The organism is Flavobacterium sp. CSZ, assembly GCF_015350725.1.
GTDB lineage: Bacteria > Bacteroidota > Bacteroidia > Flavobacteriales > Flavobacteriaceae > Flavobacterium.
The window spans coordinates 88,584-112,583 of sequence record NZ_JADKPQ010000006.1; the positions used below are offsets into that span (position 1 = coordinate 88,584).

At 34.6% G+C, this 24,000-nt stretch carries 14 protein-coding genes; 3 read left to right on the forward strand and 11 right to left on the reverse strand.

The features are described from left to right. The first annotated feature begins 391 nt into the window (after positions 1-391). A complete protein-coding gene (locus IRZ78_RS08725; RefSeq protein WP_194616152.1) occupies positions 392-2,080 on the forward strand; it encodes a glycoside hydrolase family 28 protein in 1,689 nt (562 codons plus the stop codon). 77 nt (positions 2,081-2,157) lie between these two features. Here the strand turns inward: IRZ78_RS08725 and IRZ78_RS08730 are convergent, their stop codons facing one another. From IRZ78_RS08730 to IRZ78_RS08765, 8 genes are all read right to left on the reverse strand, one after another. Then, on the reverse strand, positions 2,158-3,657 hold the full coding sequence (locus IRZ78_RS08730) for an aminotransferase class V-fold PLP-dependent enzyme (protein ID WP_194616153.1): 1,500 nt from the start codon (positions 3,655-3,657) through the stop codon (positions 2,158-2,160). Between the two features lie 24 nt (positions 3,658-3,681). Further along, the gene (locus IRZ78_RS08735; RefSeq protein WP_194616154.1) at positions 3,682-5,682 is read right to left on the reverse strand and encodes a cytochrome c biogenesis protein CcdA; all 2,001 of its coding nucleotides are present in this window, start codon (positions 5,680-5,682) and stop codon (positions 3,682-3,684) included. A gap of 222 nt (positions 5,683-5,904) precedes the next feature. Further along, a complete protein-coding gene (locus tag IRZ78_RS08740; RefSeq protein ID WP_194616155.1) occupies positions 5,905-8,694 on the reverse strand; it encodes a pitrilysin family protein in 2,790 nt (929 codons plus the stop codon). Between the two features lie 88 nt (positions 8,695-8,782). After that, the gene (locus IRZ78_RS08745; RefSeq protein ID WP_194616156.1) at positions 8,783-9,919 is read right to left on the reverse strand and encodes a TlpA disulfide reductase family protein; all 1,137 of its coding nucleotides are present in this window, start codon (positions 9,917-9,919) and stop codon (positions 8,783-8,785) included. Positions 9,920-10,057: 138 nt separating this feature from the next. Beyond that, a complete protein-coding gene (locus IRZ78_RS08750; protein WP_194616157.1) occupies positions 10,058-11,251 on the reverse strand; it encodes a TlpA disulfide reductase family protein in 1,194 nt (397 codons plus the stop codon). Between the two features lie 65 nt (positions 11,252-11,316). Then, a complete protein-coding gene (locus tag IRZ78_RS08755) occupies positions 11,317-12,723 on the reverse strand; it encodes a RagB/SusD family nutrient uptake outer membrane protein (protein ID WP_194616158.1) in 1,407 nt (468 codons plus the stop codon). 17 nt (positions 12,724-12,740) lie between these two features. Then, positions 12,741-16,316, reverse strand: coding sequence for a SusC/RagA family TonB-linked outer membrane protein (locus tag IRZ78_RS08760; protein WP_194616159.1), 3,576 nt, complete (start codon positions 16,314-16,316; stop codon positions 12,741-12,743). Between the two features lie 202 nt (positions 16,317-16,518). Next, positions 16,519-17,676 carry a FecR family protein gene (locus IRZ78_RS08765; RefSeq protein ID WP_194616160.1) on the reverse strand — a complete coding sequence of 386 codons (1,158 nt, stop codon included), beginning with the start codon at positions 17,674-17,676 and terminating at the stop codon, positions 16,519-16,521. Positions 17,677-17,956: 280 nt separating this feature from the next. On the opposite strand from IRZ78_RS08765, the gene IRZ78_RS08770 reads away from it, so the two are divergent. Then, positions 17,957-18,559 carry an RNA polymerase sigma-70 factor gene (locus tag IRZ78_RS08770; RefSeq protein ID WP_194616161.1) on the forward strand — a complete coding sequence of 201 codons (603 nt, stop codon included), beginning with the start codon at positions 17,957-17,959 and terminating at the stop codon, positions 18,557-18,559. Between the two features lie 213 nt (positions 18,560-18,772). Here the strand turns inward: IRZ78_RS08770 and IRZ78_RS08775 are convergent, their stop codons facing one another. After that, on the reverse strand, positions 18,773-19,492 hold the full coding sequence (locus IRZ78_RS08775) for an MBL fold metallo-hydrolase (protein WP_194616162.1): 720 nt from the start codon (positions 19,490-19,492) through the stop codon (positions 18,773-18,775). A 97-nt stretch (positions 19,493-19,589) separates the two neighbouring features. Between IRZ78_RS08775 and IRZ78_RS08780 the strand changes: the two genes are divergently transcribed. Further along, positions 19,590-20,462 (forward strand): LysR substrate-binding domain-containing protein, encoded by an 873-nt coding sequence (locus IRZ78_RS08780; RefSeq protein WP_194616163.1) that lies wholly within the window; start codon positions 19,590-19,592, stop codon positions 20,460-20,462. 61 nt (positions 20,463-20,523) lie between these two features. Here IRZ78_RS08780 and IRZ78_RS08785 read toward each other — a convergent pair whose 3' ends face one another. Further along, positions 20,524-22,974, reverse strand: coding sequence for a glycoside hydrolase family 3 C-terminal domain-containing protein (locus IRZ78_RS08785; protein WP_194616164.1), 2,451 nt, complete (start codon positions 22,972-22,974; stop codon positions 20,524-20,526). Between the two features lie 27 nt (positions 22,975-23,001). Then, a complete protein-coding gene (locus tag IRZ78_RS08790; RefSeq protein ID WP_228520414.1) occupies positions 23,002-23,889 on the reverse strand; it encodes an alpha/beta hydrolase in 888 nt (295 codons plus the stop codon). Between the last annotated feature and the right edge of the window lie 111 nt (positions 23,890-24,000).

Consider the following 24,000-nt stretch of genomic DNA (forward strand, 5'->3'; position numbering starts at 1 on the left):
AATCAATCTTCATTCTCAGCTTCAATCCCTATTAAATGGGTGTGAAATATTTTTAATTGGCTTTCGCCGAAATTTACCACTATGCCTCTAAAAATTTAAAAATAAAATAAATCTTAAATTCTACAAATCTATCCCGTACTTTCCTGACGCTATTAAAATAAACCAATGAAATAGGCTTTCTTAACGAATCTGTTTTATTTTGTGGCAACGATCAACTTTATTTCCTTTTCTAAATAATTTTTTATAGATTTGTGTAATCGATTACATTTACATATATTAATCGATCGACGTTCTTTTTTTCTGAATTATCAAAAAAACAAGGATCAATAAATGCATTTAGCAATAAAGTCTCTCTGTTAGGACTGAAATTTTTAACCATAATACAATTAGAATGAAAACTAACCCAATTAACTTTTTACGTATTGCTCTGGCGGTTATAATAGCAAGTTGTGCGCAAAACAGTATTGCTCAAAATTCAAAGTCTTATGACACTTACAAGAACATTGAATTCAAAATGGCTAAAGTCAAAGAACCTGTAATTCCAAAAAACAGCGTAAACCTAAAAGATTTTGGTGCAGTAAATGGCGGGTATTTTTTAAATACAAAGGCTTTCGCCGATGCTATAGATGCCGTTTCAAAAAAAGGCGGTGGAAAAGTTATTGTTCCTCCGGGAATCTGGCTTACAGGTCCAATCTTATTAAAAAGTAATCTTGAACTTCATGCAGAGACAGGCGCGCTAATCATTTTCTCGCCGGATAAAAGTTTATATCCTATTATAGAAACCAGTTTTGAAGGATTGAATACCTGGAGATGTATCTCTCCTATTTATGGTAAAAACCTTCAGAACATTGCTTTTACCGGTAATGGTGTCTGGGACGGATCAGGAGAGGTTTGGAGACAAGTTAAAAAGAATAAACTAACCGATAGCCAATGGAAGAAAGTGATTGCTTCGGGCGGTGTTTTAAACAAAGATAAAACGAGCTGGTATCCGTCAGAAACTTTTATGAATGCTTCTAAAGGCGCTGATCAAAACGTACGTCTGGATTTAAAAACCAAAGAAGAGTTTGAAACCATTCATGATTTTTTACGTCCTGTAATGGTAAGTATTCAAAACAGTAAAAGAGTATTGTTTGATGGTCCGGTATTTCAAAATTCACCGGCCTGGAACATTCACCCTTTGATGGTCGAAGATTTAATTGTGCGTAATGTAACGGTTCGTAACCCTTGGTATTCTCAAAACGGAGATGGCCTTGATGTAGAATCCTGCAAAAATGTAATTATCGAAAACTCTAGTTTTGATGTTGGTGATGATGCCATTTGTATTAAATCAGGTAAAGATAAAGACGGACGTGATCGCGGCGTTCCCTGCGAAAATATCATCATCAAAAATAATATAGTGTATCATGGTCACGGAGGCGTAACTGTTGGAAGCGAAATGTCCAGTGGTGTAAAAAACATGCACGTATCTAATTGTACTTTTATGGGAACGGATGTTGGATTGCGTTTTAAAAGTAACCGCGGACGTGGCGGTGTGGTGGAGAATATCTTTATTTCGGATATTTTCATGACTAATATTCCTTCGCAGGCGATTTCATTCAATTTATATTATGGAGGAAAATCAATCGAAGAAACTTTGGCCGAAGGTGGAAACACATTAAGTTCTAAAGCGATGCCAGTGAACGAAGAAACGCCTCAGTTTAAAAATATTTCAATCAAAAATGTAACTATAAAAGGAGCTCAACAAGCTGTGTTTTTACAAGGTTTGCCTGAAATGAATCTTGAAAATATCGAAATTTCTAATCTGACAGGAAATGCAAAAAAAGGTTTTTCTATCATTGATGCTAACGGAATAAAAATAAGCAATGCTAAACTAGACATCGAAGAGACTACTGTATTTGAAATTTTCAATACTAAAAACATGTCTCTTAAAAATGTAGAATTCAATTCTACTTCTCCTAAAGCGATTACAGTTAATGGAGAAAACAGCCAGAATATAGAATTTGTTTCATCGGCTAATTTTAATCTTAGCAATAAAACTACAGTGGGAGAAACTGTTCCTAAAGGAGCCGTGAAGTTCTAAATTGATGTAATTCATAAAAAGGGTTGAGTCAGATACATTTTGATTCAACCCTTTTTAATTTTATAACTTCCGAAAATTTAGTCCAAACAAAACCATTCCTTCACATCTTCGGCAATCGTTTGCTGATTTACAACGCTTTCGAACTCATTATTTGATGGATTATAGCGATACACTTCCTGCCATTCTTCATAATTCATAGCTACTTTTTGTATCGCATCACAAATAAACAAAAGTTCTTCATTTGTCATTGTTGGATGTAATGATACACGAACCCAACCCGGTTTATTAATTAAATTTTTCTGAAGAAGTTCTTTTGTCATTGTTTTAGATTCCTCTTCATCAATACCCATCAAATAATGTGCGTAGGTACTTGCGCAGGACCACCCTCCACGAACCTGAATTCCGAAACGATCATTTAAAAGCCTGACAATTAAGTTGTAGTGTATTTTTTCGATAGTGAAAGAAACGCACCCAATTCTTTCCGTATTTAAATCACCCATAATTGATAATCCTTTTATTTTTTGAAGTTCCGAAAAACAGACATCCAATAATTCTTTTTCTCTGTTTTTCATGTTTTCAATTCCCATTTGGTTTTTCAATTCCAGACATAAAGCCGTTCGCATGACTTGCAGAAAACCCGGAGTTCCGCCATCTTCTTTTACTTCGATGGCATCACTATAATGATAACCGCCCCAGGGATTTGTGTATTTTACATTCCCTCCACCCGGATTATCGGGGAAATTTGCCTGATATAATTTTTCATTAAAAACCAAAATTCCGCAAGTTCCGGGGCCACCAAGAAATTTATGAGGAGAAAAGAATATCGCGTCTAGTTGCTCTTCAGGGTTTTCGGGATGCATATCGATTTGAACATATGGCGCCGAAGCTGCAAAATCGACAAAACAAAAACCTCCGTTTTGATGCATTATTTTTGCCAGTTCGTCATACGGCGTAATGATTCCTGTAACGTTTGAACATGCGGTAAATGAACCAATTTTCAGGGTTCTGTTGGCATACTTTTTAATTTCTTTTGACAATATTTCAGGATCAACCAGATTATTTTCATCTGCGGGCAAAATAACCACATCGGCAATGGTTTCATACCACGGAACCTGATTGGAATGATGCTCCATATGTGTGATAAAAACTACTGGCCTTTGATCATTAAAATTTAGTTTTACGTTGTAAATATTATCTTTAGCACGCAACCCCATAATACGTTGCAGCTTGGATAAAGCAGCGGTCATTCCGGTTCCCGTTGCTACAAGACAATCCTGATCATTTGCGTTTACATGTTTTTTGATTAGATCTCTGGCATGTTGATACGCATAGGTCGAAGCTTTGCCAGTTTCACTTGAAAACGAATGCGTATTGGCGATCATTGGACCTATCTTATTTAGTACAATATCTTCTATCGGAACATACAATCTTCCGCTGGCAATCCAATCGGCATATAATAGTTTTTGTGTACCATAAACCGATTCGAAAGTATGATGTACACCAATCATATTTCCTCTAAATTTAGAAAAATAAGATTCTAATGGACTTATTTCTGTTTTGTTTAAAATAGCATTCATTCTTTTATCTCTTTTAAAGAAAACTTATTTTTTGAAGTTTTTGATTCCCGAATTCAGCCAATTATAATAATTCCCGATATCCGGATTATAAGCTGAAGGTTCGGCTAAATTGGCGCTGTTATGATCTACAATTACATAAAATGGCTGAGCATTTGCCTTGTAGGTTTTGATTTGTAAATCGCTCCATTTGTTTCCAATCGTTTTGATTTTCTTTCCTGTCGTTTCAGAAACATATTGTTCGTTTTCAGGCAATTCTTTTTTATCATCAACATACAACGAAATCAAAACCAGATCGTTTTTTAAAACTCCCAGTACTTTCGAATCTGACCAAACGAGTTCTTCCATTTTTCTGCAATTCACGCACGCATAACCTGTAAAGTCTAGTAAGACAGGTTTTCTCGCTTTTTTGGCAAATTCCATTCCTTTGTTATAATCGTGAAAAGTGATAATGTTTTGCGGACCAAGCTCTGCTCCTTCCGGTAAAACTACTTTTGTTTCATCTGAACTTTTAGAACCTCCAAATCCGTCTGGCGATTCGCTGTAATGCATGGGCGGAGGGAATCCGCTGATTAATTTTAAAGGCGCTCCGAAAAGTCCGGGAATCAGGTAAATGGTAAAACTCAAAACAAGTAATCCGAAAGTTAATCTCCCAACCGAAATATGATTAAGCGGAGAATCATGCGGCAAAGTAATTTTTCCGAATAAATAAAAGGCCAAAACTCCAAAAACAGCAATCCAAATCGTTAGGAACACTTCTCTTTCCAGCCAATGCAATTGCAAAACCAAATCGGCATTGGATAAAAATTTAAAAGCCAAAGCCAATTCCAGAAATCCTAAAACTACTTTTACCGTATTGAGCCATCCGCCTGATTTTGGCAACGCATTTAACCAGCCCGGAAATGCCGCAAATAATGAAAAAGGCAATGCAATGGCAATCGAAAATCCTAACATCCCGACTATTGGCGCGATTCCGCCTTTTGAGGCTGCTTCTACCAACAATGTTCCAACAATTGGACCTGTGCATGAAAAAGATACTATGGCTAAAGCCAAAGCCATAAAAAAAATCCCAATTAGTCCTCCTCTATCGGCTTGAGAATCGACTTTGTTCGCAAGAGAGTGGGGTAACATTATTTCGAAAGCGCCTAAAAAAGAGCAGGCAAAAACCACTAATAAAATAAAAAATATCAGGTTGAACCAAACATTTGTTGAAAGTGCATTTAGTGAATCTGCACCAAAAACTGCCGTTACAATTGAACCTAATAATACATAAATAATCACGATTGAAAACCCGTAAATCAGAGCATTTCTAATACCGTCTGCTTTGGTTTTGCTTTGTTTGGTAAAATAACTCACCGTCATGGGGATCATCGGGAAAACACAAGGAGTTAACAACGCCGCAAAACCGGATAAAAAAGCAATGATAAAAATGCTTATTAATCCGCGTGATTCATTTTTTTTAATCGGATTTATATTGACTTTGTTCTCTTTTTCTTTTGGTACTGCAACTGTTTTTGCTATAGAAATGGTATCAGTATTAAGGTCAGGTGTTCCTTCGGCGGAAGCCAGTTTTTTAGCATTCGGGATCTTAAAAGACAATTCTTCTGATGAAGGAGGTAAACAATTACTGTCATCACAAACCATAAATTCCACTTCGGCAGCGATATTTACAATTTCATCTGATGTAAATTTTATCTTTTGTGCAAAAACAGCTTTCTCTTCAAAATACTTGATTTTCATATCAAAGATTTTGTCTACAGTTTCATGTCCTTTATCTTCGGTTGTTTTTCCAATTAATTCAATTTTTTTCTGCGTGTTTTTAAATGTAAAAGCGGTTGGCGAAGGCCCGCCTTCTTCGATATATTGGCCGTACAAATGCCAGCCAGATTGTATGGTTGCCTGAGCTTTTAGAATATATTCTTTATCTGATATTTTTTCTACAGTAGTTGTCCATTTTACCGGATTGTACATTTGTCCAAATATGCTACAACTCAGCAGTAACATTAAGGTTATTAATACTTTTTTCATTGGTTATTTAGGTTTGATATTTTTGAAAAAAAAGAGCTGCTGGCAAACAGCTCTTTTAGGGTCTTTCTTAGAAAATTGCTTACTAATTCAGTTTCTAATATGAAAAAAATGAAAGACGGACTATTAAAATTTTTTGTTTTTTTGTTTCAGTTTTGCAGTCGCAGTCGTTCTAACTTTGTCAAAGTTTAAAACTTTCACAAAGTTGAATCCCTACCTTGAAATCTATTTCAACGGTTTCCCTTCTTTATCAAGCGAACCCGATTTTATTACAATCATCTTATCTAACTGAATGTATTTTTTGACTGCGTTGTTAACTTGTTCCAAAGTCACTTTTTCGATATCTTTTGGGTATTGCTCGATATAGTCTGGTTCTAAGCCTCTTTCGATAAAGCTTAAAATTGTTCTGGTCATTCCGTTTGTGGTTGACATTCCCACTTTAAAACTTCCAATTAAATTGGTTTTCTTATTTTCTAATTCTGCTGCGGTAATTCCATCTTTGACCCATTTATCAATTTGAACCATGGTAGCATCTAATCCCTTTTGAAACAAAGTTGGATTGAAAGATGCATTAACCATCCAGTAACCTCCAGTGCTGATATTTCCTCCCGTTCCGGATGAAATACTGTACGTTAAACCATCATTATCTCGAACCGTTTGCATTAAACGTCCGGCAAAACCTGCACCTAATGTATAATTGGCAATATAAAACGGAATATAATCAGCATCCGATCTTTTTAAACCTGTATACTGTCCGATGAATAATTCGGCGCTTGGTTTTTCCGGGATTGTAATAACCTCTGTTTTTGATGGTGATTTTACAGCTTCTTCAAACTTCATGTTTTCTACTACTCCACCAGTCCAGTTTTTGAATGATTTTTTTAAAGATGCATTTAAATTGGCTCCTTCGGTATCTCCTACAATTACCAAATGCATAGAAGCTGGTCCGAAATATTTTTTATGGAAAGCTTTCACTTCATCAAGAGTTGCATTCTTGATATTTGCAATATCATCTTCTACACTTAAGCTGTAGTTGGGGTTCGCCTTTGGATAAATAGCCTGCAACAAAGCAATGGTTCCTCTTTCGCCAGGATCATTTAAATTTTGCTGTATGTTTCCTACAAATTGTTGCTTTAAGTTTTCGAATTCTTTTGCATCAAACAACGGATTTCTTAACTCTTCTGCCAATAACATAATGACCTGATCTAAATCTTTCTTCAAACATTTAAAACCAATATTTACTTTAAAAGTCGATGCATTTACATTTAAGTTTACGCCTAATTTTTGCAATTTTTCTGAAAACTTAAACTTATCGTTCAGCGTTGTTCCTTTTGATAGCATGGCTGCCGTTAGTGAAGGAATAGCAGAATTCTTCGTCTCGTTTGCGTAATTCCCCAATGAAATACTTGCTGAAACGGTAACAAAATCTTTAGCCGAAGTTTTTACTGAAACAATATCTATTCCTGTTACTTTTTCTCTTTTATAAGCCGAAGGTGTTTTTTCGCTAACACTTTCTTTTAAACTTTCTACAGCGTCTATTATTTGTACCGATGAAATATTTTTTGAAGGCTCTTCGTGATCGTGTACGTCTTTTGGATCTCTGTAATAAAATGGCCCATTTTCAGGCATAAAATTATTGGCTTGAACTGCATCCGGATTTTGTGTACCATTTTGTTTCGGGATAAAATATCCGGTTGTACTTTGGTCTTCGACTAAATACTTTTGTGCCACTTTAAGAACATCTGCAGGAGTTACTTTTTTTAATCTGTCAACTCCGGTTATATAATCTGTCCAGTCTCCGGCAGCAATGGCTTCTGTCAATTCTGATGCAATAACTCCTGAGCCGTCTCGCGCTAAAATAGTTTGTGCGCTAATTTTTGCCACAACACGATTTACCTCATCCTGGGTTACGCCATCTTTTTGAATTTTTGCTACAACTTCACTTATTTTAGCATCAATATCCTCGTGTTTAGAAATGGCAGGAAAACCAACTCCAATGGTAAAAAGTCCCACTTCTTTAAAATTTGTGGCATTTGCATAAGCGTAAATCCCCATACGAGTGTCTACAAAAGTTTTGCTTAAAATCGCTGAAGGTCCTGAACCTATTATTTCGCCTAAAATATTTAAGGCAGGAAGATCTTCGTGCAAAGCTCCGGGAATTTTATAGGCTTTGTTTACAACGCCCAACTCTCCATGTTTTTTTATTACAATTTTACGAGGTCCGTATTGTTGTGGTTCTTCGGTATAAGGTTGTGGCATTACATTTGGCGCTTTGGTAATTTTACCGAAATACTGCTCGATTAGTTCGAATACATTTTCTTTTTTGAAATCTCCAATAATAGTCAAAGTTGCATTATCTGGCCAATAATAAGTATTATAAAAATTACGCAATACTTCGATTGGTGCTTTTTCAATATCCGATTTCCAGCCAATTGTCGAATGATGATAAGGATGTGCAATATATGCCGAAGCCCATATTTCTTTATCTAATAAACTATTTGGATTGTTTTCTCCACGTTCGAATTCATTACGAACTACGGTCATTTCGGCTTCTTTATCTTCTTTTAATAATAAAGAATTTCTCATTCTGTCCGCCTCGATCTGAAGTGCCAATGCAATTTTATCACTTGGCAGGGTTTCGAAGTAATTCGTACGATCGTACCAGGTTGTAGCGTTTAATTGCGCTCCTGTATTTTGAAGTACATCTGTAATCGTATTTCCGTTTTTCTTGTTGAAAGCCGGCGTTCCTTTAAACATTAAATGTTCTAAAAGATGCGTTGAACCCGTATTTCCTAAAACTTCATTTTTAGAACCTACACGATACACAATTTGTACGGTTGCCACCGGCGAAGCATTGTCCTGCAAGAGCAAAACATTCATACCATTTGGCTGATACAAATACTCTTCGATTCCCCCTAATTCTTTTATTTTCTTGAAGTTAACCGATTTATTCTGCGCTGAAACAAGCGTACAGAAAGCTAGTGAGCAATAGCCCAGAAAGATGTATTTTTTCATTTGTTGTGATATTTTTTTAGTTTTCAGTATTCAGTTGCGGTATTCAGTCGCAGTTCGCAGTCTTTGAGAACTGTGACCGAGACTGAGACTAAATAGATTTACTGAAAATTTCCTTCAGTTTTGATTGTAGTTCAGCTTCTCTAAGGTTTTTAGCAATGATTTTTCCATCAGGTCCAATTAAGTAATTGGTAGGGACTAATTTTACTCCGTATAAAACGGCAACATCATTTTTCCATCCTTTTAAGTCCGAAACATGCGTCCAGGTTAATCCGTCTTTTTCGATTGCTTTTTCCCAAAGTTTCTTTTTGTCATCTAGTGAAACTCCCAACACATCAAATCCTTTATCGTGATATGTTTTGTATGCCAAAACAACATTGGGATTTTCTTTACGACATGGTCCGCACCAGCTTGCCCAGAAATCTACCAAAACATACTTGCCTTTATAATCCGATAGTTTTACGATTTTTCCGTTTACATCTGTTTGAGAAAAATCTAAAGCTACAGCACCGGGAGCCGTTTTATCATCAAGATCAATGGCTGCTTTTAATTGTTTTCCGTAAACTGATTTTTGAATTTCAGGAGATAAAACTCCGTAGTACTTTTTTACCTGTTCCGGTGTTCCATAAGATACAATTCGGTCACTGATTACTAAAGCTGCACCTACTTTATCTTTATTTTTAGTAATATATTTATCTGTTAAATCATCAGCGAAAGTCTGAAGATCTTTCCATTTTTTATCCATCATTGTTTGCTGTTCCGGTGTTAGTTTTACTTTTCCGTTTTGTTGTAAAGAATCAGATAATTTATAAATAGGTCCGGCAATCGCTTGTATTTTTTTGAATTCATTTTTATAATACGACTGATAAATATCGTTTTGAGTTGCTCCTGTAATTTTAGCTTTAAAAATAGAGTCTTTTTTAGCTTCAATTTTAATATCTTCGTTATCTAATAACAAAAAAGCGCCATAATCCTGCCCCTTCAGTTTTATGGTATATAGTAAGGGCTCATTTACTTTTCCTTCAAAGGTAAAAGCTCCCTCTTTTATCTGAGCAGAATCTACAATTTGTTTGTTTCCTTTTTCATCTGTATTTTCCAGATAAACGGTTCCTTTATCTAATCCGGCAATTGTACCATTGATCGTAAAACCTTCCTTTTTTGAGCAGGAAGCGAATGTGGTCATCAGCGCTAATGCGGCTAAACCTGATTTTAAGAGTATACTTTTCATGTTGTTATTTTTTTTGTTACGTATCTTTTTTAAACACCTAGAGACATAGTTATTGAAAACTTAAAATAAGGCGTTTCTTTATTTAAATTCAAATAGCTATATGGCACTTGAAATTTTTAATTCTCAATTTTTAATAAATTAAGATTTCAATAATTCTTTCAATTTTTCTTCTAATGCTTCCCCCCTTAAATTGTCGCTAATAATTACACCTTTACTATCAACTAAATAGGTGGCTGGAATGGTTTTTACATTAAATGCATTACTTACTTTATTGTCATCTAAAAGATTATGCCATTGCATATTTTCCTGCCCTAATGCTTTTTGCCAGGCTTTTTGATCTTTGTCGATTGAGATGCTTAGAATTTCAAAACCTTTGTCTGAATAAGTTGTGTAAGCTGTTTTTAGGTTTGGAATTTCTTTACGGCAAGGTGCGCACCAGCTTGCCCAAAAATCAATTAGAATGTATTTTTTGCCCGCGATAATATCTTTGACATTAAATCCTTTTCCGTCTTTATCATTCAATGTAAAATTGGAAACATTTGTACCTACCAACGATTTAGGATTTACCTCTTTGTCTACCAATTGTCCATAATAACTTTTTTGAGCCGTTTCTGAGAATTGTGCAAAAACGGTTTTTTGATCTGGTGTGAAATAACTGTATTGCGTCATCATAAAAAACGGTCCCCACCAGGTTGCTTTATGTTTGGAAATCAAATTTTCTGAACTTGATTGTACTTTTGCAAAAAAAGCTTTTTCATCTGCTTCAAATTTTTTCCATTCCGGAGTATTTCCAATAGAATCCATTTGTTTTTTGTTGCCTGTTGTTCTTGCTTTCGAATATAATTTTGAAAGCTCCTCAGTACCTTTATGATAGGCAACGTAATCGTTATTTAGTTCTTCTCTAAAAGCAGTTTCTTTTTTGAAATAATCATTTGATTTTGATCCTGTTATGATTTCATTTTTAAACTCGATTTTTTGATCTTCTTTTTTTGAAATTTCTGCTTCGGCAGTTACTTTTATTTTAGCATTTTCGACCAGAACCGGAATATATCCTTTGTTTTTTCCAAACGAAATATAAAATAAACGTGGTTCTTTTAATTTTCCTGTAAAGCTAAACTTGCCGTCTTTACTTGTTGTTTGGGCAACTGCAGCTTCTGATGAATGTGTTGCACCGGGAATTAACTCAATTGTGGTTCCGTCTTGCAGACCTTTTATACTTCCTTGAAGGGTATAGGATTGCGAAATTGCTTTTTTAGCCTGTGCCTGATTGGTATACGAAACCAGCGACAAACCCAGACATAATCCGAATATTTTATATTTAATTGTATTCATTTTTGATTGATATTTTTAGAAAAAGCTTCCCTTTCGGAATTTCTAATCAGGAAGCTTTTGAGGTTTTATTTGGCTACGTTTTGAGTTATCGTTCCGTTTCCTGGGTTTTTAGTAGCGCCCTGAGGAAATGGCATTGTCCATAAATGAGACGTTGATGATAAAGTATACGTTGTTCCCGCATCTACTTTTGAGAAACTTACTTTATAAATACCTTCGGCATTTAAACGGCGCGCATCTGCAAAAGGAATTAATGTCAGGATAAGCTCATTATTTTTAGTTTTAAAAATAGCATTCAAAGCAGTCGTTTTATCTGCAGTTACAATATCCTGATACGATGATGGCTCAATACGAGTTTTACGTACTGTATTTAATGCAGTCAGGGCATCGCTTATTTGTCCTGCACGAGCCAAACATTCTGCTTTAATCAAATAAACTTCAACAGTTGTAATTCCACCGTAATTAAACATACCAGACAAGGTTCTTCTGTAGTACGTTTCAATACCAACCGTTCTGATTTTCCAACGTGATTTAAAACGAACATCTCCAACTTCAAAACGCTGTGCACGCTCTACCGGAATACTAAATTCTGTAGATAAATAAGTTGTAGCTCCATGACGAAAAGTATAATTCTCAACATAATCATATCCCATTGGGGATGGCGTATTAGTATAAGAATTTGGAAGGTCAATTATCGTTTTATTAGCAATATAATAAGCATTCCAATCAAATAGTTTATTGTTTTCAGCCAAAGCCAAATTTGCATATTTTAAAGCCTCGGTATAATTACTCATTTGCAAGAAAACACGTGAATAAAAAGCATACCCTGCTCCTAAATTTGGATGCAAAGCCGTTTGCGAAACTTTAGGTAAATAGGGCAAAGCTTCTTTTACATCATTCAAAATAAAATTATAGAGTTCCTGAATGGTTACTTGCTTGCTTGGTGCATTAATATCGGCGCTTGTAATTAGTGGTACTGATAACTTTGTCCCTGCTGTTGATGCATCATACGTATCTGCATAAAAATTAACCAGATTATAGTAAGACATAGCACGTAAAATTTTTGCCTCGGCCCAAACCGCTCGTTTTTGATCTTCAGTTGCTTCAGTTGTTGTTAAAGCATTTTCAACAATCAAATTGAAGGTTGAAATTCCTGAATACTGCCCGTAATACAATCTTTCGTCTGACTGTTTTAATTCGATACGGTCTGCAGTTTCATCCCACATATAATTGGCTTTAGTCAAACGCTCTGCAGCCAAAGTGGCGATATCGATAAATTTATCGTTCATCAAATTTAATGCTTGCGCAGCATCTACACTTTGGTTCGTGTATTCATCACGCATAAAAGCTTCATAATCTGCCAAAGTTGTTGGTATTTTAGATCCTTTTGGCGCGTCATCTAAATAATTCTCGCAAGATGCTAAAACCAATCCTAATGCTAAAATGCATAGTATGTTTATATATATATTTTTCATAGTATAGTCTTTTTAAATTAGAAATTAATGTTTACACCAAAAACTAAACTTGGAGATTGAAAGCCATTTAAAAGATATTTAGCATCTCTGCTTTTAGCTATAGTAAAAACATTTTCGGCATTCAGATTGAAACGTACATCTTGTAATTTTACTGTTTTTAGAACCGCAGAAGGCAATCTATACGCTAAAGAAACATTGCTCAATCTAATATTTGAAGCATCAAGAATATTGATATCTGCATAACGATAAATGTCACGAGAATCTGAAATATAATCTGATTCGTATTCGTATACCGCGCGAGGTATATTAGTAAAAGATTCGTCGCCTGGCTGTTGCCAACGGTTTACGATATTTTTGTTTACAGTTGTAATATCTGTTACATAAGTACCTAATCCGCTAGAATAATTATTTTCTAACATTGGTAAAAATGTATTTCTTATTTTATGTCCTAACTCATAAATAAACAATGCCGAAAGAGAGAAATTTTTATAGTTTACAGCCGTATGAAATGAACCGCTGTGTGTAGGTACAGTTGAACCATAGTCCTGAATTGCATCTAAATCAGATGGATTGTAAATCGTTTTTTCGCCTTTTGCATTATAAACCTGAGGTAAACCTTTCTCATTTAAACCTGCCCATTTATAACCGTAAATAGTATTATAATCGTTCCCTACTCTAGGATAAGCAGATGGATAATCTAACTGTAGGTAATATACCGGAGCTGCTACTTTTACGTAATCGACTTTGTTTTTGTTATAGGCATATAAAACCGAGGCATCCCAAGAGAAAGAAGCTGTTTTTACAATTGTTCCCCTTAAAGTAGCTTCGATACCTTTGTTGGTCATTTCTCCATTGTTTATTCTATAGGTAGAATAACCAAATCCTTCTGTTGGAACTCCGTTACTGCTTGCTAATAAATCCTGCCCTTTTTTGTTGTAAACATCAAAAGTTCCGCTTAATCTATTGTTGAAGAATGAAAAATCTAAACCTATATTGGTTGTTGTTGTTTTTTCCCAGGATAATTCAGGATTTGGTCTCGAATTAACATATCCCTGATTTCCTCCTACGTTTGGATTGGCATAATAGCTAGCGGTTAAATAAGGTGCAGCATCTTTGGCAACGTTTCCACCAATACCATAGGAACCACGAAGTTTAAGTGAATTTATCCAATCAACATTAAAAAACGATTCTTTGTCAATATTCCACGCTGCTCCTGTAGACCAGGTTGGTTTATTTTGATATTTATTGTCGGTACCCCAAAGGTTAGAACGATCCCAACGTAAACTTCCTGTTACTGAATATCTTTTATCATAAGTATAACCTCCTGTTCCGTAAAAAGAAACATAACGGTTTACAAATTCACGATCTGCCGCAAAATCATTAATTCCCATTGAACCTGAAAAAACAGTTCCGTACACTTTTAACAAATCAGCCTGATTTACCGGTGCGTATGACAAAGTTTGGTCGTCCCAGCCGTAACGTGTTTTATCGCCATATTCTACTTTTGAGTGACGGATTTCCATACCTGCAATGGCTGTTACATCATGAACATTATTAAAAGTCTTATCAAAATTTAATTGCTGACGGAAGTTGTAAGCATTCGTAAATTGATTTGATTCTTTTAAAATGTCACCATAAGGCAAATTATAAACAGCTTTGTTATTAGCAATAGTCACTAAACCATTTACTTTAGATCTAACATAAAAAGATTCTTTATCACTTAATAAATTACCACGATCTACACCATATTCGTACTGGAACATTGCATTATACGTAAGTGCTTTATTGAATTTTACATTAAATTTTGCAAAAGTTCTATTTAAAAAGCTTTTAGTTTTATTTATATTATTACCCAATTCATCCATTGGTGTAATATCCATGTTATAAAGACCATATGTATTCATGGATTGAAGTGTAAAATTATTATATCGTGATGCTGCTGTAGAAGTAAAATTTGATCCATCATTATTTACTAATTGATTGTACATCTGAGCTTTATAACTTTTTTGAGTTAAAGCATTATATGTTTGTGTATCACTTTCGCCATAATTGATATAAGTACCTAAATCTAAAGATAACCAGCTTGTAATATCTGTTGAATTTTTTAAATTGATTCCAACAGATTGGTTATCAGAATAACGGTCTTCAAATTTATTTCCTTTATAAGTTAACGATGCATTAAAAGTATTTGATTCAGTTGCTTTGCCTAAACTTACGTTGTGCTGAATAAAGTATTGATCACGTTTTGCATATTTCGCGATATCATCATAATATCTGTATCCTTGCGAACCCAATTGATTTAAACGATTATTCATATCACTTTGAGAAATATTTCCTGCATAACCATTTAACAGCGTTTGCATTCCCTGACTTGTAAATACTGCATTGCTTAACAAAGATTTTGCATAAGTACTTGCATTTGCACCTTTTAAACTTGGGTTTGCATCTGCCCAACCTCTTTCCAGACCAATAATATCACCTGCATCTGTAAGATTTCCGGTATAATTTCTATAGGGAGTCACTGTTAAATTACTTGAAAACGAAATATTTATTTTTCCGGCTTTGGCTTTTTTAGTTGTAATTACTACGACACCATTTGCTGCACGCGCACCATAAATAGAAGACGCTGCCGCATCTTTCAAAACTGTAATCGTTTCAATATCTTCTAAGTTTAAGTTGGGAAGATTTTCCGATAAGCGAAAATTTTCATCATACTTTGTGTTCTCTATCGGGAAACCGTCTATTACATATAATGGAGTCGTTAAACCATTCATAGAAGTAGTTCCACGAATTTTTCCATTCTGGTAACCTACAATACGCCCTTCTAATATTTTATCTAAACTGCTCAAACGCTGTTCCTGAAAATCTTTTGCTTTTAGGTTCGAGAATGATCCTGTAGATTTTTCAGCCGAAATATTTTGATAACCTGTAGTCAATATTACTTCGCCTAGCTCCAGTGTATCTTCCTTAAGTACCACATTAATTACAGCTCTGCCCGCTACTTTTATTTCTTGTCTTACATATCCCAAATAAGCAAAGGCTAAAGTTGTTTCTTTACTAACGGTAATGATTTGATAGTCACCATTAAAATCTGTCTGAACACCATTACCTGATCCATTGTCAGAAATTGCTGCTCCCACTAGAGGATTTCCTTTTTCATCCGTTACTTTACCTTTTACAATAAAATCCGCAACTGGTTTTTCAGCAACAGCCTGTACAGCTTCTGATGTTTTTTTAGGCGTTAAAATGATATGAGATCCTGAAACTTTATAATCAGTACCGGTATTTTTAAAGATCGAATTTAGAATTGTTTCTATAGAAACATCATTCAGACTAACGTCTATTTTTCGATCTAAATCTACTGATCTTACATTATAAACAAATCTATAATCTGTAGTATATTCCAGTTTCTCAATGATTTTTCCAACGGTCATGTCGCTGGCATTCAATGACATTTTTGCTTTCTGAGAATACGAAACTCCCGCCTGCATAACTGTCAGTGTGGTAAATAAAAATAGAGTAGTCAATTTCATCTTCAAATCAAATTTCAAAAAAGGCTTGTCGAACCTGATTTTGTTCAATAGTTTTTTCATACTTTTAAATGTTTTTAATTGTGGTTGGTTAGTGTACTGATCGCATTTTATTATACCGGGAAATGTTGGCGCATTTTCCGGTTTTTTTCTAAATAACGATCCTTGTTTTCTGGATGTTTTGTTACATAGGCGGTTTTTATTTTAGATTTCTGATTTTAGATTCCTGCTTCTATTCTCTTTATTCTATTCTCTTAACACCTCTCTACTTAATAGTAATCTGATCTTCATTTATCTTATAATCTATAGCATAACTATCGTTGAAATATTTCAGAACTACTTCGATAGGTTCATTGTCAAAACGGGCGTTGAAAATTTCTTTGCCCAATGCTTTGTTTTCATTGATAAAAGTCACATTATAATGACGTTCGAGTGTTTTGATAATAGCATCAAAAGATGCATTTTTAAATACTAAGCTTCCTTTTACCCAGGCTGTATAATAATCTGTATTTACGATTTCTGTTGTAATTTTTTGTTGTCCTTTTACATTCGAACCTTTTAACCCCGGAGTTAAATAAACTTGATTTTCTGCTGTTTTTTTATCTTTATAGAGCGACACTTTCCCCTCTACCAAAACAACATTAGTGCTTGCATCTTCTACATACGAGTTCACATTAAACTTAGTTCCCAGAACTTCTACATTCACTTCTTGTGCATTTACTGTAAACGGATGTGCTTTATCTTTTGATACTTCAAAAAAAGCTTCGCCGGTGAGATACACCTGACGGCTTTGATTTTTTACGAACTGAACAGGATATCGTAATGATGTTCCAGCATTCAAATACACAATTGTACCATCTGATAATTGAACCTCGAACTTTTTACCATACGGAATTTTCAAAGTATTGTAAACCAATTTTGTATTAGAATTTGAATCCGTATTGAAATACACCAATCTGTTTTTCTCCTGTTTTCCAATTACTTTTCCGTCTTTGTCTGTTACATCACGTGTTTCAGAAGTATCTATTGTTTCTGCCGATCCATTGCCTGACTGTAAAACAATATCATCTTGTCTTGGAACAATCACATTTTGTTTAGCATGAAATAAATTTGAATTTTGATAAAAATAAAATCCTCCTAAAGCCAAAATCAAAATTGCCGCATATTTGTAATACGATGAAAATCTTTTTTTCTGAAAAACGTTATTATCTTTTTGGATTCTTGCTGTTAGTTGTTTTTTAACTTCGGTTGAATCAAAAGTGTACATTGCAGCATCAATTGCATAATTTGTTTTTACAAATTCTTTAAATACAATTTTATTCTCCTCTTCTTTAAGCCACTCAGTTAAGGTCTCAATTTCGTCCTTACTTGCCTGATTTGTGATAAACTTAACAATTAATCGCTCTGACTTTTTCACTGTCATTTTACTTGTTTTTAATATTATTACGAAGCCAAAAAACAAAACCCTAACAATTTGATAAAGTTTTTTTCATTTTGATGGTTTTTTTATTTTTCACAAGTCTTCCCCCTCAATAAACTATACTAACTTTATAGAATTAGAATAGTAAATGTTTTTATCTTTGCCTTTTTTACCTCATTTTATTTGTAATAATTTTCAAATAGAAAAGGATAAAAAAGCTCAATTTGACGAAATAAAGCGTGCATTTTGACCTTAAAAACTATTAATTTATATATTTGTTTCTATGAAGATGAATGATTATAACGATAATGCCACATTAATTGAGTCTCTTAGTAAAGGAGATGAAAGAGCATATAACTATCTTATCGACACTTATCATCATAAACTTTGTGTGTATGCCAATAGTTTGGTGAAAAACATTTACAGTGCCGAAGATATCGTGCAGAATGTTTTTATTAAAGTTTGGGAACAGCGCACGAGATTAAAAACGGATCATGCTTTAAAGAGTTTTCTTTACAAATTAGTCTACAACGAATTCATTGATTTGTATCGAAAAAACCAATCTCTGTTTTCATTAGAAAAATCGTATTACGACGCTTTAGATTCTGTCATTCAGGAAGAAGATTCCGAGTCATTACAGCGTGTTTTGAATGTGGTCAACAGAGAGATTCAAAACCTGCCGCCAAAATGCAAAGAGGTTTTTATTTTAAGTAAAAAAGAAGGCTTAACCAATATCGAAATTGCCGAACATCTTGATGTTTCAATAAAAACGGTCGAAGCCCAGATTACCAAAGCATTCTCGATTCTGCGATCTTCATTAGAAGAAAAAGTAAGAAGTGTTTTGTTTGTATTATTTCGAAAAAGAAAAAAACTGAAATTAAACTAAAAAAGGATACTCTAACGAACATCCTTTTTTAGTTATTTATTCTTTGTAATTAGCAGTGTTTTTTTTTAAACACATAGAAACATAGGATTTTGTAACTTAAAAAAGGCGTTTCACTTTATATAAATTCACATAGCGTTGTGCAGAAAACATCTTTTTTCTATCCTCTTTTTTCTATTCTCTTTATTCTTTATTCTTTATTCTTTATAAAAAAATTTAAAATTCCAAAACAGGCTTTTTCATATCATGATACAAAAGCACTTTCCAATGTCCTTCTTTAGCTTCCTGTTCCCATTTTTTTCTTGATTCCATGGCGCGTTTACCGTTATAATCTGTCTTATAAGCTACATGCATTTTTAGATACGCTTCCTGTGGTAAATCATCCGCTCCATAAAAGGTAATCCCGTTATTTTCCTTAATCCAGAAAACCTGGTGAAATGGCGAATGTCCTCCAGAAACTTCATAGAAAATCTCATTGGTTATTTCACCTTTATCATCCTCAAGGAATTCAACATTAGGAAACAATTTAAATTGATTGAGTATATCCAGATTATAAGAAGGATGTTGTTGGGTTAAAGCAAAATCAAGTTCTCTTTCCTGCATATAAATTATGGCGTTTGGAAAATTTTGGATAAAATTATCTCCAACAAAATAACCAATTCCTTCGATATGATCTTTATGAAAATGCGAAATCAGAACTTTTGTAATTTGTTCCGGTACTATATTGTGAGTTTGCAGCAAATGATGAATAAAAGGCTTTCCGTTTTTGTTAAATCCCAAACCCAAATCCAGTAGTATATAATCATGTTGAGTAATGATCAAAAAAGGCTGAATGGCCATTTTAAGTCCTGAATCTAAAGGAAATTCATTGATGAGTTTAAATTCTTTCTCACTGTTTACAACATAATTCCCTTCCTGTAGTGGTATTATTTTCATTTTACTTGTTCATTATTTTCTACAAAGGTCTAAAGAATTTCTATATTTGTAAAACCTTATTTTTCGATAGCATCAATCGATAAAACCGATTTAAAACATGGAACTCAGACAACTTAGATATTTCCTTAAAGCCAAAGAATTACTCAACTTTACCGAGGCTGCCAATGCTTTAAACATTAGCCAGAGTACTTTATCGCAACAGATTAAACAACTCGAAGATGAATTGCAAATTTCGCTTTTTAACCGAATTGGCAAGCGAATTACCTTAACCGAAGCTGGAGAATTATTCTCAGGTTTTGCCTTGCAGAGTATTAGTAAAGCCAATGAAGGGCTTGCATTATTAAAAGACTTAAACAATCTGAATACCGGAAAAATTGCCATTGGCGTTACTTATGCTTTACGCAATATACTAACCCAAACAGTGATTGAATTCGCCAATCAATATCCTGAAATAGAGTTCAAAATTGTTTTTGGAACTTCAAAGGAACTGATCGAAAAACTGAACCATTTTGAATTGGATGTCATTCTAACTTTCGAAGAAATTATCACCGAAAATCATTTTAAATACCAGGCACTTTTTACCTCGCCCATGACTTTGGTTACTTCGACAGAATCGGCTTTAAAAAATAAAATGTCAATTTCATTAAAAGAAATAAGCCGGCTTTCTCTTGCACTTCCTTCAAAAGGATATAGCACAACACAGTTTATTAGTGAAGCTTTTGATAAAAATAAGTTACACCCAAAAGTGGCGATCGAAATCAATGATATTCCCACCTTATTAGAACTTGTAAAAAGTGGAAAATGGTATACCATCCTTACTCAGGCGACTATCAAAAACGAAAAAGGAATTTCGTGTATTCCGATTGAAGGAAAAAATATGACGCGAACGGCTATGATTATTTCGATAAAAGAAGTTTATGAAAAGAAAGCGGTGAAGATGTTTCTGGATATTTTGAAATCACTGGTTTAAAAAAAAGCCTTTCAAACAAATTGTTTCAAAGGCTTTTTTACTAACAATAATTAACTAATAATTACGGTTTAAGTTCAGTAAACTTCGAATCTAATTCGAAAGATTTCTTCACTTTTTCTACTGTAATTTCTTTTGCTACTGAAAATTCAGCTGATTTTTTAATGTCTAAAGACGATGCGCCAACCAACACTTTATAGGTTCCTGCTTCTGCAATCCAGGCACTTTTATTTTCTAAAAATGAAGATAAATCTTTAGAAGATAAAGTCAGTTGCAGCGTTTGGCTTTCTCCCGGTTTTAGATCTTTTGTTTTTGCAAAAGCTTTCAATTCTTCTTTTGGTTTATCAATCGATTTTGATGGCGCTGCTACATAAAGCTGAACCACTTCTTTTCCCGCCACTTTTCCTGTATTTTTTACGGTTACTGAAACCGTCAATTTATCCTTGAAAATTGGTACGCTCAATTTTACATCGGTATAATCAAAAGTGGTATACGAAGATCCAAAACCAAATTCGTAAGAAGGTTTTACATTGAATGTATTAAAATAACGGTATCCTACATAAACGCCTTCTTCATAGGTTACTTCTTTAGGATTATCAGCAGGAATTCCGGGAAAGTTCTTCGCTGATGGGGTATCTGAATATTTCACAGGGAAAGTCATCGTCAGTTTACCTGACGGATTTATTTTTCCCGAAACAACATCTGCAACAGAATGTCCGCCTTCCTGACCCGGTTGCCAGGCTAATAAAATAGCATCAACTTTGTCTTTCCAGGACGCTGTTTCGATTACACCACCGATATTTAAAATAACAACTACTTTTTTTCCTTTTTCATGAAAAGCTTTTGAAATTTTGTCTAACATCTCAATCTCTTCATTAGCCATATTAAAGTCATTGTCAACAACTCTATCCCCGCCCTCTCCGGAATTTCTCCCTAAAGTCACAAAGGCAATTTCAGAACTTGCTGCTTTTTTGGCGATAAAAGCATCGTCCATTTTCATCTCAGGAAGTCTTTCCGGCAAAGCCAAAATCCCTCTTGCTTTTCTTCTTTCTTTTTCAGCTACCACTTCTTTTTCGGCGTGAGGTGTATACAAATCAGCCAGTTCTTTATCTAATTTGTAGCCTGCCGCAGTTAATCCTTCTAAAAGAGAAACGGTGTGTTTATTATTCACACTTCCACTTCCTGTACCACCAGTAATCCAGGCGTAAGAAGTAACACCAAATAAAGAGACTTCTTTTTGCTTGTCAGCAAATGGTAATGTGTTATTAGTGTTTTTAAGTAAAACCATACCTTCTGCTGCTGCATTTCGGGTTACTTGAGCATTTTTTGCTAAATTAGGAGTATCGCTGTATTTGTATTTTGCGAAAGTAGGCGTACGAAAGATATATTCTAAAATTCTTTTGGCATTTGTATTGGCCACTTCCTGAGATAATTTCCCTGAATTTAAAGCCTCTAATAATGCTTTTTTCTGAACCGGAATTCCAGGCATTAATAAATCATTTCCAGCAATCATTTGTTTGGCAACATCTGAGTTTGATCCGTCTTTGATAGATTCAAAACCCGGAAAACCACCAAACCAGTCGGTCATCACAATTCCTTTAAAACCCCATTCGTTTCTTAAAACCTCTGTAAGCAAATCTTTTCTGTCAGATGTGTATTCTCCATTTAGTTTGTTGTAAGACGACATTACAGTCCACGGTTGAGATTCTTTTACCGTGATTTCAAAACCTTTCAGGTAAATTTCTCTAATTGCTCTTTCAGAAACGTGAGCATTAATTGTTAAACGATTGGTTTCTTCATTATTCACAGCAAAGTGTTTGATCGAAGTTCCCACACCTTGCGACTGAATTCCGTTTACAATTGCCGCAGCAGTTTTCCCTGAAATCAACGGATCTTCAGAATAATATTCAAAATTTCTTCCGTTCAATGGGTTTCTCTGAATGTTCAGGGCCGGTGCCAATAAAACATCTACCCCATATTCTTTTACTTCATTCCCCATTGCTTTTCCAACCTCTTCTAAAAGTGCTTTATTCCAAGTTGAAGCTAAAGCTGTACCCACCGGAAATGCAGTCGCATAATAGGTCTTTGAGTCATTTTCTCTTGTTGATGCAATTCTTAAACCGGCAGGACCATCGGCTACAACAGTAGCAGGAATCCCAAATCGTTCAAAAGAGGCAGTTCCTCCAGCGGCTCCCGGAACAAGACCTTGTTTAGAATCTCCAACAGGACCTGTAAGTTCTTCAATTCCGGGCATTCCGGTTCCTATTAGAAGATCCACTTTTTCGGCGTTGGTCATTTGTTTGATGATGGCATCAATTCTTTGATCTACAGAAAGACGGGTATCTTCCCAAACATCTAATTTTCCATTTCTGTTTAAATCGAAAAATTTAAATCCTTTAACAGTAAGAACCGGTGGATTTGTTTCATCATTAGGAATGCTATTCCATGATAAATTCGAAAGTACTAAAGCCGTCAACAGCGTTATTTTTCCTGTTTTTATAAGTGTATGTTTCATAATATAGATAGTTTAAATAGTCCCTTATTAATTTAGAAATCCCTGCAATGTCAGCCATTCTTCAAAACGAGTTTCCCATGAATCAACAGGCAAATTTTGTTTTCCTGTGCCGAAACCATGTCCGCCTTTTGAGTACATATGAAGCTCTACACTTTGTCCGGCTTCTAACCATTTATTGTACATCTGAATACTTCTTGGTGCCAATTTTAACTGATCATCGCTGGCTGCACACAAAAACATTGGAATCTTTTTCTCAGGAGTTGCAACCGTTAAAAGTTCCGGTCTTGGACCTCCGTAAATATTGGCTACAAAATCAGGTAATTGATGTACTGTATTTTCCAGAACTGTTTCCATCGCAACGGTACTTCCTGCCGAAAACCCAATAATTCCAACTTTCTTTACATCGATTCTGTATTTTGAGGCATTGTCACGAACATATTTTAAAGCATTCTTTCCGTCTTGTGCCGCTAATTTTATAGTCGCCAGAGAGTTTTTTTCGAAAGCAGCTCTGTCTTTCAGTTCCTCCATCATTTCTCTCGCCGGATCATTACTTTCAGTTTTATTCAAACGGTATTTTAAAACAAAAGCTGTGATTCCTTTTTTACTTAAGATTTCAGCCAGTTCTTTTCCTTCTCTGTTAATCGATAAACTCTGAAAACCTCCGCCCGGAGCGATTACAATTGCTGTTCCTGTATTTTTTACTCCTTTTGGAACTTGATACACTAATAATGAAGGATCTGTTACATTGTAAACTACTTCAGTTTTAAAAAGATCCGAATACATTTGGGCTTCTTTTTGTGTCCAATTTTCAGATCCCGGTGCTTTTCCGGCGTATAGTTTTACTGTTTCCTGCGCTTTTGCAGTTGTTGATACAAGCATTAGAAAAGCAAATAAAAGTGTCATTTTATTTTTCATATCATTTGTGGTATTTCATTTAATTAATGGTTTAATTTAATCTCGCAAAGTCGCGAAGTCGCAAAGTTTTTTTGTTTCACGCAGATTTTAAAAGAATTAAGCTGATAAGCA